This is a genomic window from Actinoplanes sp. NPDC051346 (genome assembly GCF_040682215.1).
Lineage (GTDB): Bacteria > Actinomycetota > Actinomycetes > Mycobacteriales > Micromonosporaceae > Actinoplanes.
In genome coordinates this window covers 15,177-29,624 of the sequence record NZ_JBFBAJ010000003.1, presented here as the reverse complement: position 1 = coordinate 29,624, position 14,448 = coordinate 15,177, and the positions used below count along the sequence as shown (strand labels likewise).

Annotated in this window: 8 protein-coding genes; 2 read left to right on the top strand and 6 right to left on the bottom strand. The window is 71.8% G+C overall.

What is annotated here, in order from left to right; all coding sequences use genetic code 11:
• Positions 1-321: 321 nt before the first annotated feature.
• The gene (locus tag AB0M36_RS08430) at positions 322-2,244 is read right to left on the bottom strand and encodes a penicillin-binding transpeptidase domain-containing protein (RefSeq protein ID WP_364154368.1); all 1,923 of its coding nucleotides are present in this window, start codon (positions 2,242-2,244) and stop codon (positions 322-324) included.
• 213 nt (positions 2,245-2,457) lie between these two features.
• Between AB0M36_RS08430 and AB0M36_RS08425 the strand changes: the two genes are divergently transcribed.
• Positions 2,458-7,431, top strand: a complete 4,974-nt coding sequence (locus tag AB0M36_RS08425) for an NAD-glutamate dehydrogenase (protein WP_364154366.1) — start codon at positions 2,458-2,460, stop codon at positions 7,429-7,431.
• A gap of 139 nt (positions 7,432-7,570) precedes the next feature.
• Here AB0M36_RS08425 and AB0M36_RS08420 read toward each other — a convergent pair whose 3' ends face one another.
• Together AB0M36_RS08420 and AB0M36_RS08415 are read right to left on the bottom strand one after the other, a co-directional pair.
• Entirely contained in the window at positions 7,571-8,386 is an 816-nt protein-coding gene (locus tag AB0M36_RS08420; protein WP_364154363.1) for an alpha/beta hydrolase, read from the bottom strand.
• A gap of 342 nt (positions 8,387-8,728) precedes the next feature.
• Positions 8,729-9,484, bottom strand: a complete 756-nt coding sequence (locus AB0M36_RS08415) for an MFS transporter (RefSeq protein ID WP_364154360.1) — start codon at positions 9,482-9,484, stop codon at positions 8,729-8,731.
• Between the two features lie 40 nt (positions 9,485-9,524).
• Here AB0M36_RS08415 and AB0M36_RS08410 point away from each other — a divergent pair, with 40 nt between their 5' ends.
• Complete coding sequence (locus tag AB0M36_RS08410) at positions 9,525-11,681, top strand: heavy metal translocating P-type ATPase (protein ID WP_364154357.1); 2,157 nt, start codon at positions 9,525-9,527, stop codon at positions 11,679-11,681.
• A 400-nt stretch (positions 11,682-12,081) separates the two neighbouring features.
• On the opposite strand, the gene AB0M36_RS08405 is transcribed toward AB0M36_RS08410, so the two are convergent.
• Genes AB0M36_RS08405 through AB0M36_RS08395 form a run of 3 tightly spaced genes read right to left on the bottom strand, consistent with a single transcriptional unit; the run spans position 12,082 to position 14,382 of the window.
• The gene (locus AB0M36_RS08405) at positions 12,082-13,053 is read right to left on the bottom strand and encodes a TetR family transcriptional regulator (protein WP_364154355.1); all 972 of its coding nucleotides are present in this window, start codon (positions 13,051-13,053) and stop codon (positions 12,082-12,084) included.
• Positions 13,034-13,459, bottom strand: coding sequence for a DCC1-like thiol-disulfide oxidoreductase family protein (locus AB0M36_RS08400; RefSeq protein ID WP_364154352.1), 426 nt, complete (start codon positions 13,457-13,459; stop codon positions 13,034-13,036). Before AB0M36_RS08400 ends, AB0M36_RS08405 begins: the two co-directional genes overlap by 20 nt.
• Positions 13,456-14,382 (bottom strand): hypothetical protein, encoded by a 927-nt coding sequence (locus AB0M36_RS08395; RefSeq protein WP_364154349.1) that lies wholly within the window; start codon positions 14,380-14,382, stop codon positions 13,456-13,458. Before AB0M36_RS08395 ends, AB0M36_RS08400 begins: the two co-directional genes overlap by 4 nt.
• Positions 14,383-14,448 lie beyond the last annotated feature (66 nt).

Genomic DNA, 14,448 nt, shown 5'->3' with positions numbered 1-14,448 from the left:
ACGTCTCTCCGGACGCGGACGCCGTCGACGAGGTGGAGGGCGAGGCGGATCCGACGCTGACCGAGGATGACGGCGTTGCCGCCGAGCACGCGAACGGCTCCGCTCTTCAGGGCACGGCGGCAGACGAGCCGGTGGACGCGGAGCTGGTGGAGGACGAGCCCGCCGAACCGCCGCTCCGGCCGCTCGGCGCCGCGCCCCTGCTCGACTCGCGGCCGCTGCCCGCCACGATGCCCGGCATGCTGCGCCCCCGGCCGACCGAGGAGTTCTCGCTGCCGGTTCAGCGCCCCGCGTTCGAGCTCGGACCCGAGACCCGCGCCGACATCACTTGACGGCCTTCAGGAAGCGCTCGGCGACCGGGACCGCCGCTTCCGCGCCGGCGCCGCCCTTCTGCACCATCACCGCGAACGCCAGGTCTCCCTGCCAGCCGATGAACCACGCGTGCGTCTCCGCCGAGCCGTTCGCGAACTCCGCCGTACCCGTCTTGCCGTAAACCGGGTCTCCCGGCACGTCCCGCAGCGCTTCTCCGGTGCCGGCGGTGACCACCTCGCGCATCATCGTCCGCAGCGGCGTCACCGATGACTCCGCGAGCGGAGGCCCGTCCGGCAGTGCGTTCGGCGGCGCCGGCTCCAGCACGAGTTTCGGCTGGATGAACCGACCGCGGGCGACCGCGGCCGTCGCGCCCGCCATCGCGAGCGGGCTCACCGCGGTCGCGCCCTGGCCGAACGACGCGGCCGCCAGCTCGGTCGGGGTGTCCGCCGGGGAGATCTTGCCGGTGAACGAGTCGGCTCCCAGGTCCCACTTGGCGCCGAGGCCGAGCTTCGCCGCCGCGCCCTTGAGCCCGTCGGCGCCGAGCTTGGGGGCGAGGTTGACGAACGCGGTGTTGCACGACTTGGCGAAGTCCGTGCGGAACGGCACCGAGCCCAGTTCCATGTCGTGGGAGTTCTTGAACTTGCGACCGTCCACCGTCTTGGTCTTCGGGCAGTCGACGCGGCCGTCGAGGGTGACCGCCTTGGCGTCCAGCAGCCCCAGCGCGGAAACCATCTTGAAGGTCGATCCGGCCGGGACCTGGCCCGTCAGGGCGGTGTCGGCGCCGCCGCCGTCGGGGCCGTTGGCCACGGCCACCACCGACGCGTCGCTGATCCTGATCACCACCAGCGCGCTGGGCTGCTTCACCGAGGCGACGGCCTTGTCGGCGGCGTTCTGCGTGCGGACGTCGAGCGAGGTCTTGACCGGGGTGCCCGCGACCGGCTCGATGCTGTAGATCTGCGAGTCCTCGACCTGGTTGTCCGGGGTCTGGCGGGCGATCACCACGGACTGGCCCGGCGTGCCGCGCAGTTGGGTGTCATAGCGCTGCTGGAGCCCGCCGTGCCCGACCTGGTCGCCCTGGGCGAGCGTGTCCGGGTTGGCGTCGAGATCCTCGCGGGTGGCCGCCTCGACCGTGCCGATCGAGGCGCGGGCGAACTGCCGGCTGGGGGCGAGCTCCCGCACGTCCTCGCGGCTGAGCGTGCCCTCGAGGGCGAGGATCCGGGTGCGGACCTTGTCGAAGTCGGGCTGCCGCAGGGTGATCACATCGACGAAGGCGTCCGGCTTGGAGCCCTCGATGCGCGTCTCCAGGTCCTTCAGGTCGAGGGTGACGTTGACCTTCTTCAGCTCCGCGGCCAGGTCCTTCAGCAGCTCGTCGCGCTTGGTGATCCGCTCGGGGCTGACCCCGATGACGGTGACCGGGCGCTGCGTCACGATCGGCTTGCCGTCGGCGCCGAGGATGTCGGCCCGGTCGGCCACCTTGCGGCGCAGCTCGAGACGGTCACCGTCGGTCAACTCGCTGTGCACGATCGCCGGCTCCCACACCACCCGCCAGCCGTCGGAGCCGGCCTTCGTCAGCCGTACGGTGCTCTGGTAGGACCACGCCGCGCCGCCCGGCAGCGTCCAGTCGAGCTTGACCGGGGCCGAGGCGATGTCCCCGGTCTCCTGGAGCTCGCCCTGCCTCGACAGCAGCAGGGTCGACTTGGCCAGGTCGCCGGTGAGGCCCCGGAGCTGGGTGTACGTGTCGTTGGAGGAGATTCGGCCGCCGGCCGCCGTGACGAAGCCGACCTTGCTGAGGTCGCCCCCGCGCCAGCCGTCGAGGAACGCGTCGAGCGTCGTGCCGGGCCCGTCGGAGGCCGAGCACGCGGCCACGCCGGAGGTGGCCAGCGCCAGGCACCCCAGTGCCGCGAGAACTCGGCGAGCGCGTCCGCTCGGGTGCATGATGCGCCCCTCCTCGGGTAACAACGTCGGGAAACGTACGGAACGGTAGCCGCTCGTTGGCCGTTCCGATGAGCCGGCCTGCGTGAGATGTATGAATTCGTTGTCGGATCGTGCCTGGGGGACCCCGGGTGCGCCCGGGCCGTCGGAGCCAGGCTCTAGGCTGTTGTCGACACGTCGAACCCACAATGTCGTGGGTGAGGGGAGCCGTCCGCCATGCCAGTCTCCGACGAGGCAGCCACCGAATCCGATCCCGAGCTCGACTTCGGTCCGGGCCCCGGCCTGGCCCTCACGGGCCGGTTGGGCACGTCCGACGACGAGCTCGACGAGCCGCTGCCGAACGCCGAGCGCCTGGTCACTCAGGCCGTGGCCCTCGCGGGTGAGGACCACGCCACCGCCGCCCTGGTCGGCCGCTTCTGGCGGTTCGCCCCGGACGAGGAGCTGGTCGGTTACACCGCCGAGGAGATGTTCGCGGCCGCCTGCCGGCACCGCGAGCTCGCCGCCACCCGGCTGCCGGGCGAGCTGAAGCTCGACATCAGCGCCCCCTGCGAGGGCCAGCCGCACACGGTCATCTCGATCGTCACCGACGACATGCCCTTCCTGGTCGACTCGGTGACCGCGCTGCTCACCGCACACCAGCTCCAGGTGCACCTGCTCGTGCACCCGCTGATCGTGGTGCGCCGGGAGCCGCTCGGGGCGCTGACGCAGGCCGAGGCGGACGTCGAGCCCGACGACGCGATCGACGGCGACCTGGTCGAGAGCTGGATCCGGGTGGAGATCGACCCCGTGCGCACCGTGGAGGCGCGCGAGCAGCTGCACAACGAGGTGCGGCGGATCCTCACCGACGTCCGTGACGCGGTCGAGGACTGGCCCCGGATGCGTCAGCGCGCCCTCGTCATCGCCGACGAGCTGGCCGCCGCGCGCGGTTCGGAGCACAAGCTGCCGGTGCCGGACAAGGACGTCACCGACTCGATCGAGCTGCTCAAGTGGCTCGCCCACGACCACTTCACGTTCCTCGGCTACCGCGAATACCAGCTCGGCGGCAACGACGGCGACGAGTTGACGTCCGTGCCGGGCAGCGGTCTCGGCATCCTGCGCGGCGACCAGAGCACGCCACGCAAGCTGTCGTCGATGGCGCCCGAGGCGCACCAGCGCGCGCTCGAGAAGCGACTGCTGGTGATCACGAAGGCCAACTCCCGGGCCACCGTGCACCGCTCGGCCTACCTCGACTACATCGGCGTCAAGGTCTTCAACGACCACGGCGAGGTCTGTGGCGAGCGCCGGTTCCTCGGCCTGTTCTCCAGCTCCGCCTATCGCACGAGCGTTCGCGAGCTGCCGGTGGTGCGCCGCAAGGTCATGGAGGTGCTCGACCGCTCCGGCCTGTCACCGCGCGGGCACTCCGGCAAGGACCTGTTGCAGATCCTCGAGACCTATCCGCGGGACGAGCTCTTCCAGATCAAGACCGACGACCTCTACGAGGCCGTCGTCGGCGTGCTGCGCATGGCGGGCCGCCGGCAGCTGCGGCTCTTCCTGCGCCGCGACGGGTACGGCCGCTTCATCTCCTGCCTGATCTACCTGCCCCGCGACCGGTTCACCACCGGAAACAGGCAGGCGATGCAGGAGATCCTGCTGCGCGAGCTCAACGGCGTCGGTGTCGACTACACGACCCGGGTCACCGAGCGGATGCTCGCCCGCGTGCACTTCATCGTGCGCACCGACCCGGCCGACCCGCCGGGCGTCGTGGACCCCAACACGCTGGCCGAGAAGCTCGCCGACGCCACCCGCATGTGGGACGACGACTTCTCCCTGGTGCTCGAGCGCAAGCTCGGCGAGGAGCCGGCCAAGGGGCTGTTCCAGCGCTACGCGGCCGCGTTCCCCGACAGCTACAAGAACGGCCACACGCCGCACGAGGCGGTGCAGGACATCGCCAAGCTGGAGCTGCTGGAGGAGTCCGGCCAGCTCGAGATGCACCTGTACCGCAAGCGGCGGCTCACCCGGGACGGCGACTCCGAGCCCGACGACCACGACGTGCGGTTCAAGGTCTTCCGGTACGGCGAGCCGATGATGCTCTCCGCCGTCCTGCCGGTGCTGCACTCGCTCGGCGTCAAGGTGGTCGACGAGCGGCCGTACGAAGTGCGTCGCACCGACGACACCGTCTACCTCTACGACTTCGGTCTGCTCCCGCCGGCGTCGCACCGCGAGCTGTCCGAGGTGCGTCCGCAGGTCGAGAACGCGTTCGCCGCCGCCTGGCAGAACGAGGCCGAGGTGGACGGCTTCAACGAACTGGTGCTGCGCGCCGGCCTGACCTGGCGGCAGGTCGTGGTGCTCCGGGCGTACGCGAAGTATCAGCGGCAGACCGGCGCGGTCTTCTCCCAGCGCTATGTGGAGTCCACCTTCATCGCCTATCCGGAGATCGCCCGGCTGCTCGTGCGGCTGTTCGAGGTGCGCTTCGCGCCGAACCTCGAGATGGGCGAGGAGGAGCGCTCCCGCCGCTCGGACGAGTTGGTCGAGCAGATCACCGGACTGCTCGACGACGTGGACAGCCTCGACCAGGACCGGATCCTCCGGTCGTACCTGACGCTGATCCAGGCGACCCTGCGCACCAGCTTCTTCCAGCGCGGCAGCGACGCGCGACCCAAGTCCTACGTCGCGTTCAAGCTGGACCCGCAGGCGATCCCGGATCTGCCGCAGCCCCGGCCGAAGTTCGAGATCTTCGTCTACTCGCCACGGTTCGAGGGCGTGCACCTGCGCTTCGGCGCGGTGGCGCGCGGCGGTCTGCGCTGGTCCGACCGGCGTGAGGACTTCCGCACCGAGATCCTCGGCCTGGTCAAGGCGCAGATGGTCAAGAATGCGGTGATCGTGCCGGTGGGCGCCAAGGGCGGCTTCGTGCTGAAGCAGAAGCCGGGCGACCGCGACGAGGCGGTCGCGTGCTACCGGCTCTTCATCACCGCGCTGCTCGACGTGACCGACAACATCCTCAGCGGCAAGATCATCCCGCCGCGTGACGTCGTGCGGCACGACCCCGACGATCCCTACCTGGTGGTGGCGGCCGACAAGGGCACCGCGACCTTCTCCGACATCGCGAACGAGATCTCGGTCAGCAAGGACTTCTGGCTGGGTGACGCCTTCGCCTCCGGCGGGTCGGCGGGCTACGACCACAAGAAGATGGGCATCACCGCGCGGGGCGCGTGGGAATCGGTCAAGAAGCACTTCCGCGACCTCGGCACCGACACCCAGACGCAGGACTTCACCGTGGTCGGCGTCGGCGACATGTCCGGCGACGTGTTCGGCAACGGAATGCTGCTCAGCGAGCACATCCGGCTCGTGGCGGCGTTCGACCACCGGCACATCTTCCTCGACCCGACGCCGGAGGCGGCCACGTCCTTCGCCGAGCGGCGGCGCCTCTTCGACCTGCCCCGCTCCTCCTGGGCCGACTACGACGCGTCGTTGATCAGCCAGGGCGGCGGCGTCTATCCGCGGACGGCGAAGTCCATCCCGGTGTCTCCGCAGATCCGCGAGGCGCTCGACCTGGGCGACGCCGCGGCGGTCAGCCCGGCCGAGCTGATGCGCGCCATCCTCGCCGCGCCGGTCGACCTGTTGTGGAACGGCGGCATCGGCACCTACGTCAAGGCGACGTCGGAGACCCACGCCGACGTCGGCGACAAGGCCAACGACGCCATCCGGATCAACGGCCGCGACGTGCGGGCCAAGGTGGTCGGCGAGGGCGGCAACCTGGGCCTCACCCAGCGCGGCCGCATCGAGTACGCCCGCGGCGGCGGCCCCCGCGACGACGCGGGCAACGGTGGCGGCGGCCGCATCTTCACGGACTTCATCGACAACACCGCCGGCGTGGACTGCTCCGACCACGAGGTCAACATCAAGATTCTGCTCGGCGGGGCGGTGACCGACGGCGAACTGACCCTCCCGGAACGCGACGAGCTGCTGGCGGTGATGACCGACGAGGTCGCGATGCTGGTCCTGCGCGACAACTACGAGCAGGCCACGGCGCTGGGCAACGCGCGGCAGCAGGCACACTCGCTGCTGCCCGTGCACCGCCGGATGCTGACCGCCATGGAACAGGCCGGCCAGCTCAACCGTGAGCTCGAGGCGCTGCCCACCGACAAGGAGCTCGGCGTCCGGCACGAGAACGGCGAGGGGTTGACGCCGCCCGAGTTCGCGGTGCTCCTCGCGTACGTGAAAATCCTGCTCGAACGTCAGGTCCTCGCCGACGCCATCGTCGACGAGGAGTGGACCACCGGGGTGCTCGCCCGCTACTTCCCGACCCCGCTGCGCGAGCGGTTCGCCGCCCGCATGGCCGGCCACCGGCTGCGCCGCGAGATCATCTCGACCGCCCTGGTCAACGAGGTGGTCAACCGCGGCGGCACGTCCTTCGTCTTCCGCGCGATGGAGGAGAGCGGCGCGTCGGCGGCGGACGTCATCCGGGCGTACGTGGTGGTCCGCGACGTGTACGGCATGCAGGAGCTGTGGGACGCCGCGGAACGGCTCGACAACGAGGTGCCGACCTCCGCGCAGACCGCGGTCTACCTGGAGACCCGGCGCCTGCTCGACCGCGCGGTCCGCTGGCTGGTCAGCAACCGCCGCTCGCCGATCGACGTGCCCGCGGAGATCGAGCGCCTGCGTCCCGACATCGCCGCCCTGCTGCCGCAGCTGCCCGAGGTCGTCGTGGGCGGCGAACGCCGCTCGATCGAGGCGCACGTCGAGGCGCTCGAGAGCAAGGGCATCCCCGAGGATCTCGCCCGCTCGGTGGCCCGGGTCGTCTACGGCTTCGGCATGCTGGACATCCTGGAGACCGCCAAGTCGACGGGCCGGGACGCGACCGAGGTGGCCGACGTCTACTTCGTCCTATCGGAGCGCTTCCAGATCGACCGCCTGCTGTCGCACATCTCCCGGCTGCCCCGGGGCGACCGCTGGCAGACCCTCGCCCGCATGGCGCTGCGCTACGACCTGTACGCGGCGCTCGCCGGCCTGACCGCGGAGGTCCTGCAGTCGACGCCGGCCGACGCACAGGCCGAGGACCGGGTCTCGGAGTGGGAACAGGTCAACGCCGCGTCGATCGCCCGGGCCGGCAACGCGATGGGCAACGTGGACGAGTCCCCGGCCGACCTCGCGGCGCTGTCGGTGCTGCTCCGCCAGATCCGCACGCTGGTCAAGACGTCGGCCGCGGGCTGACCCGACCCGACAACACCCCGGCGCCCCGGCGCCGGGGTGCCCGGTCTCTCTCCGCGCCGGTCTCACCGTGCCGGCCTGGCCGGTCTCACCGTGCCGGCCTGGCCGGTCTCGCCGTGCCGGCCTGGCCGGTCTCTCGCCGTCAGGAGCCGGCTTGCCTGTCGGCCCTTTCGGCGTCCGGCTCCAGGCCGTCCATGAAGGAGGCGATCGCGGTGGCCAGGCGGTCGGGCGCCTGGCGCTCGGCGTTGTGCCCCTGGCCGTGCATCAGCAACCGCCGGGACTGAGGCAGCACCCGCTCCAGCGCGTCCAGCCGTTCCCCCAGGTGCCGGGGTGACCTGTCCCCGCCGATCAGCAGCATCGGCAGCTTCAGCGTGGCGTACTCGCCCAGCCGGTTCCCCAGTTCGTCGATCGCGTCGCTGTCGTCCAGTTGCTGGACGATCCGGTCGCGAAGGTGGCCGTGGCCGCCGACGACGCCTCCCGCGATGGCCGCCGCCGGCGGCAGCTGGACCACGTCGCGCAGGAAGATCGTGAGCGCTCTGCCCGGCCTTCCCTCCGCCAGGGCCGCCCGGGCCGGAACCAGGCGCTTCCCGCCCAGCGGAGCGTCGATCACCACCGGGGGCTCGTAGAGGACGGCGCCCGCGTAGCACCCCGGGTCCGCGACCATCGCTTCCAGGGCCAGGACCGCCCCCGACGAGTGCCCGACGAGGACGGGGCGCTCCAGCTCCCCGGCGATCGCCGCGACGTGTTCCACCTCGTCCGCCATGCTGACCGGGCGCGGCAGGTCCGACCGGTACTGACGGCGGTGCAGCCGTACGGTCCGGAAGCGGTCGCGCAGCCGGTCGGTGACCCGGGACCATGCCGTGCTGTCGCCCATGCCGCCGTGCAGCACGAGAATCGGGTCGCCGATCCCCTCGTCCTCCGCCTGCGCCACCGTTCTGTCGATAGCCGTCGCCCGCATCGAGCCCCCTCCTCGGCGCCGGCCCGCGAATCCGGCACTCCACGGACAAATGTAGGCGTCGCCGCGTCGGTGCGTGCCCCACCGCGGCGTGGTTAGACCCCACCGGGGGTCAATGAGGGGTTAGTAAAACCCGCCGCCGGCTCGCGGTACTCGGTGATCGACAGGCTGCTCGGCGAGGAGGCCGTCAACGGCCGGGCCCGTCGCTACTGCCGCCTTACCGAGGACGGCCATGCCGTGCTCGCCGAGGAGGCGGACCGGCTCGCGCGGGCCGCTCGCGTCGGCTCGACCGGCTGCCGAAGCGCAACGATCTGCCGCTCGGAGAGGCACCCGCCGGCGGACGGCTCACCTGGACGGAGTCGCCGCCGGCCGCAGCACCCGGGCGCCCAGGCCCATTGTCACGGTGAGCGCGGCCACCAGGACGAACGACGCCGTCAGCGACGACAGGTGGGCGATCCCGCCGATGATGCCCGGCGCGACCAGGCCGCTTCCGTACGCGATCCCCGCCACCCCCGCCAGGTTGCGCCCCGGATGGTCGTCGATGCGCCCGGCCTTGGCGAAGACCAGCGGCACCACGACGGCGATGCCGACACCCAGCAGGCCGAAGCCCAGGACGCCCAGCGCCACCCGGTCCCCGAGCACCACGGTCACGGCGCCGGCGCTCGCGCAGAGGCCGGCGAGCCGGACCGTCGTCACCGGGCCGAGGCGTTCGATCACCCTGTCGCCCGCGAACCGGGCGATCGCCATACTGATCGAGAACACCGACACCGTCAGCGCCGCGGTGCTCGCCGTGCCGCCCAACACGTCGCGGACGTAGACCGCGGCCCAGTCGAGGCCGGCGCCCTCGGCGAACACCGCGCAGAGCGCGACCAGGCCGATCGGGAGCACCGCTCGTGACGGCAGGGCGAACGCGGGTGGCGCGCCGACCCCGGGGGCGGGGCGGTGAGGCAGCAGCCAGGCGGACGCGACGAGGGCGATCGCGGCCAGCACGACCGCCGTGAGCAGGAAATGGGTACGGCCGTCCAGCCCGTCGCGGGCCGCCAGCGCCGCGACCGCCGAACCGGCCAGTCCGCCGACGCTCCAGTCTGCATGACGCGTCACCCTAATCGTCGCGTACCCCCAGGGGGTATATGCTCGGGTCATGACCCGGCAGATCGAGCTCGAGATCGGCGGCATGACCTGCGCCGCCTGCGCCAACCGCATCGAGAAGAAGCTCAACCGGCTCGAGGGCGTCACCGCCACGGTCAACTACGCGACGGAGAAGGCCCGCGCCACCGTCCCGGTCGGCCTCACCGCCGCCGACCTCATCGCCGTGGTCGAGAAGACCGGCTACACCGCCGCCGAGCCGCGAGCCGAGGAAACGCCCGAGGCGCCCGACACCCCCGTCGCCGATCCGCTGCGTACCCGATTGATCGTCTCCGCCGTGCTGACGGTTCCCGTCGTGGTCCTCGCCATGGTGCCCGCGTGGCAGTTCGACTACTGGCAATGGCTGTCGCTCACCCTCGCCGCCCCCGTCGTCGTCTACGGTGGCCTGCCGTTCCACCGCTCCGCCGCGGTCAACCTGCGCCACGGCGCCGCCAGCATGGACACCCTCGTCTCGCTCGGCACGCTCGCGGCCTTCCTCTGGTCGCTGTGGGCACTGTTCCTCGGCGACGCCGGCATGCCCGGGATGACCCATCCCTTCGAACTGAAGGCCGGCGGCACCGGTGACGCGATCTACCTTGAGGCGGCCGCCGGCGTCACCACGTTTCTGCTGGCCGGCCGCTATGCCGAGGCCCGCGCCAAGCGACGCGCGGGCGACGCGCTGCGCTCACTGCTCGAGCTCGGCGCACGCTCGGTCACCCTGCCGGACGGGCGCGAGATCCCCGTTGACCAGCTCGTGGTGGGCGACCTCTTCCAAGTGCGCCCGGGGGAGAAGGTCGCCGCCGACGGTGAGGTGGTCGACGGGGCCTCCGCCCTCGACCAGAGCCTGATCACCGGCGAGTCGGTCCCGGTGGAGGTGACCGCCGGAGACCCGGTGACCGGGGGTACGGTCAACGCCGGCGGCCGACTCATCGTCCGCGCGACCCGCGTCGGCGCCGACACCCAGCTCGCGCAGATGGCCCGCCTCGTCGAGCGGGCGCAGGACGGCAAGGCCGCCGTGCAGCGCCTCGCCGACCGGATCTCAGGTGTCTTCGTGCCCGTGGTCATCGCCCTGGCGGCGTCGACGCTGGGCTACTGGCTCGGCACCGGGCGGGGGACGACGGCCGCGTTCACGGCCGCTGTGGCCGTACTCATCATCGCCTGCCCTTGCGCCCTCGGCCTGGCCACGCCGACGGCCCTGCTGGTCGGCACCGGCCGCGGCGCCCAACTCGGCATCCTCATCCGCGGCGTGGAGGCGCTCGAGTCGACCCGCCGGGTGGACACGATCGTGCTGGACAAGACCGGCACGGTGACGACCGGCGCGATGACGGTGACCGAGGTGGTCCCGGAACCCGGCAACGACGCCGCGGAGTTGCTGCGGCTGGCCGGCGCGGTCGAGGCGGCGTCGGAACACCCGTTGGGACGCGCCATCGCCAGGGCGGCCGCCGAGCACGGCCCGCTGCCAACGGTCAGGGACTTCCAGGCCACGGCTGGCGTCGGCGTCCGGGGCGTGGTCGACGGCGCCGAGGTCGAGATCACCCGCGGCGAGGCCGCTCCGGAAGCGGCCCGGGACGCCCGGACCTGGGTCGAGGTCCGCGTCGGCGGCACGCTGCGCGGACGCCTGGCCCTGACCGATCCGGTACGCCCGACGAGCGCCGCCGCCATCGCGAGCCTGCGCGAACTGGGCCTCGACCCCGTCATCGTCACCGGCGACGCCCCCGCGGTGGCGGAGCGGGTCGCCGCCGAGGTCGGCGTGACCCGGGTCGTCGCCGGCGTCCTCCCCGCGGAAAAGGTCGACGTCATCAAGCGGCTCCAGGCGGAAGGCCGCTCGGTGGCGATGGTGGGCGACGGCGTCAACGACGCTGCGGCCCTCGCCCAGGCGGACCTCGGCGTGGCGATGGGCGCGGGCACCGACGTGGCGATCGAGGCATCGGACCTCACCCTGATGCGCGACGACCTGACGGCCGCCGTCGACGCGGTGCGCCTCGCCCGGCGAACGGCGCGGATCATCCGCGGCAATCTGTTCTGGGCCTTCGCCTACAACGTGGCGGCGCTGCCGCTCGCGGCGATGGGCCTGCTCAACCCGATGATCGCGGGTGCGACGATGGCGCTGAGCTCGATCTTCGTGGTGATGAACAGCCTGCGGCTGCGCCGCTTCAAGCCGGCGGCGCGCTGATCCACTTGCCGCGGGCCGGCTTTCGCGTGCGGCGGGCCAGGCTTCCGCCCGTCGGGGCCGGCTTCCGTCGGCCCGATCCAGGCAGTGTGAGCCGGGCGCTTGTTCCCGTCGGTTGCTCCCGAAACCAACGGGGCGCCCGGCTCACTATCTGAACCACCGCGGAATCCCTTCGGACTGGTCCCGAAGCCTGAAGGTCCGCGGCGGCTTCCCCAGATCCACCTGCGGACATGACGCTATGTGATGATCGCCCACCTACGGAAGCGCAGCGTACGCAAATTAGCCGTTCGGTCGGCTTTCTAGGGCGACAGATCCGACTCGCCGCGCCACACAAGATCCCCGCAGTCCCACTGATCACTCGGTCATTACTCCGCGTAATAATCCGGCGAAGTGCGGAGGGTGATCAGTCGTCGTCGCGGATCGTGTCGATCAGGCCCAGGACCTGCCGCAACGCCGGCCGCAGCACCCGAAGCCGGGACAGCGAGACGAGCCGGTCGATGAGCGGCACGACACCGTCGATCAGCCGGCGGGTGCGCCGACGGTCGGGCGAACGGTCGTACACCCAGAAGAGCACCACGCCCATCCAGCCGAGCCACAGCAGCTCGGGCAGATCCTTGCGAAGCTCCGGATCGAGCTTGGCCGTCGAGCCCTCGACCACGTCCCGGAAGATCGCGATGGCGGCCTCCCGCGCGGGCGACGACTCCCGCGAAAACGGACTCAGCGGCGACGACGGCTCGGCAGCCGTCTTGAAGAACGTCGCCGCGAACGAGTGGTAGGGATCGTTGACATCGACCCCGGCATGCAACACCCCCCGCAACCGCGCCGCGAAGTCCTTCTCCCGCGCCAGCACGGGCCCGACGGCGGCGCGGTGCGCGGCCTGATTGTGGTCGTAGAACCCCTGAATCAGGTGTTCCTTGGAATCGAAGTAGTAGTACGCGTTCCCGACCGCGACCCCGGCCTCCTTGGCGATGGCCCGCATGGTGGTCTCGGTGTAGCCCCGCTCCCGGAACAGGCGCAGCGCCGTCTCGAGAATGAGCTGCCGGGTCTGCTCTCCCCGCGCCCGACGCGGCCGCTCCTCCCCGCCGCCGCCATCCCCATCGACGTCGGCACCGGCGCGGCCGTTTGGTCCGGCGTCTGCGTTCGAGCCGGCGCTTGCTCCGGCGTCCTGGCTCGGGCCGCCGTTGTGCCCGGTGTCCGCGTTCGGCCCGGCAGTTGCGGGGGATCCGGCCAGGCGGTCTGTTCCTGGGACGGAAGATCCGGCCGAACGCTCGGGATCCGTGGCAGCGGCGTTGGCCCGGCGACCCGACCCCGACGCGGCGCGCGCGGCGCCGGTGTTCGGTTCGTCCCCGGCGGAATCAGCGGCAGCTGTCGTCACACACGTCACCGTAGTCGCCCGCCCGCATCGACTCCCGAACGGCCGACGCGGCCGCGATGAAGCGTCGCGCCGCTGGCAGCAGCGACGGTGTGCTCAGCCGGTCCGCGACGCCCCGGTAGTCCACCAGCGCCCAGAGGCAGGCCAACCACGCGCCGTCCGAGACGTACACCAGGCCGTTGTCGGCGATGACCGTCAGATCCCGCAAGGTCGCGGAATGGTCCAACCCGGGAAAGCGCTGCCGGGCCGTCGCGGATCCAGCCGGCACAAACCGCAGGGGTACGAGCTGAGCCCGGCTCTCGAGCCACCGATGGGCGGTCCGGCAGATGGGGCAGCCCTCGTCATAGAGCACGGTGAGACAACCGACCCGGCCGGCCCCGAACCCGGTCGGATCGACATCCCCGTTCATGACAGCGCGGGCGGCGGAACGGGCCCCTGCATGCCCTGCCCCGGCCAATCCGGCCACCCGCCCGTCCTCGGCCCACCCGGCGCGCCGCCCCCCGACGCGCCGGCCCCTGACGCGCCGCCCCCGGGCGCGCCTCCTCCCGACGCGCCGCCCCAGGGCACGCCGCCGCCTGACGCGCCGCTCCCGGGCGCGCCTCCTCCCGGCGCAGAATCGCCTGAGGTAGGACTGTCGGACGCAGGACCGCCCTGCCCAGCGGCACCCGCCCCTCCGGCACCGTGATGCCCAGCGCCGTGATGCCCAGGGGTGTGCGGCCCCGCCTCGGTCGGGTGCCCAGCGCCGCCCGGCCCAGCGCCGCCCGGCCCAGCGCCGCCCGGCCCAGCGCCGCCCGGCCCAGCGCCGCCCGGCCCAGCGCCGCCCGGGTGGCCAGCAGCGCCCGGGTGCCCACCAATCCCCGCATGCCCACCAACCCCCGCATAGCCGGCAGCGCCCGGGTGACCACCGCCGGCAGGCCCCACGGGTCCGATTCCCGGCGGGAACATCGGCATCCGCCCAGCCGGCGGCAACGGCGGCAGTGCCTGCTGCTGCCGAAGCCGGCCGCGCCGATACCGCCCAAGGAAGAACACGTTGAGCACGTGCAGCACGCCCAACACCAGCAGCACAAACCCGATCTTGGCCGAAAGCGTCTCCAGCGCCCGGGCGGGGTCCGGCACCCGCGAGTCGGATCGCATGGCCACCGCCACGTAGCCGAGGTTGAGCAGGTAGAAGCCCATGACGAGGAGGTGGTTGACCGCTTTGGCGAGCCGGCTGTCGTCGAAGACGTCCTCGAGGAAGACCAGGCCGTTGCGGGACAGGGTCGTCGCCACCCAGACCGTCAGGCCGACACTGGTCACCAGGTAGACGAGATACATCCAGATCTTGTGATCCATCAGCCCGCACCCCTTCTTGAACGCGTTCAACTGAAGTCGCCCTCAGCCTACGACTTCTGTTGAACG

What these genes read in the sequence shown, in the direction of transcription:
- AB0M36_RS08420 (WP_364154363.1), bottom strand. Translation starts at nt 8,386, where the DNA reads ATGCGGGCGACGGCTATCGACAGAACGGTGGCGCAGGCGGAGGACGAG.
- AB0M36_RS08425 (WP_364154366.1), top strand. Translation starts at nt 2,458, where the DNA reads ATGCCAGTCTCCGACGAGGCAGCCACCGAATCCGATCCCGAGCTCGAC.
- AB0M36_RS08395 (WP_364154349.1), bottom strand. Translation starts at nt 14,382, where the DNA reads ATGGATCACAAGATCTGGATGTATCTCGTCTACCTGGTGACCAGTGTC.
- AB0M36_RS08430 (WP_364154368.1), bottom strand. Translation starts at nt 2,244, where the DNA reads ATGCACCCGAGCGGACGCGCTCGCCGAGTTCTCGCGGCACTGGGGTGC.
- AB0M36_RS08400 (WP_364154352.1), bottom strand. Translation starts at nt 13,459, where the DNA reads ATGAACGGGGATGTCGATCCGACCGGGTTCGGGGCCGGCCGGGTCGGT.
- AB0M36_RS08410 (WP_364154357.1), top strand. Translation starts at nt 9,525, where the DNA reads ATGACCCGGCAGATCGAGCTCGAGATCGGCGGCATGACCTGCGCCGCC.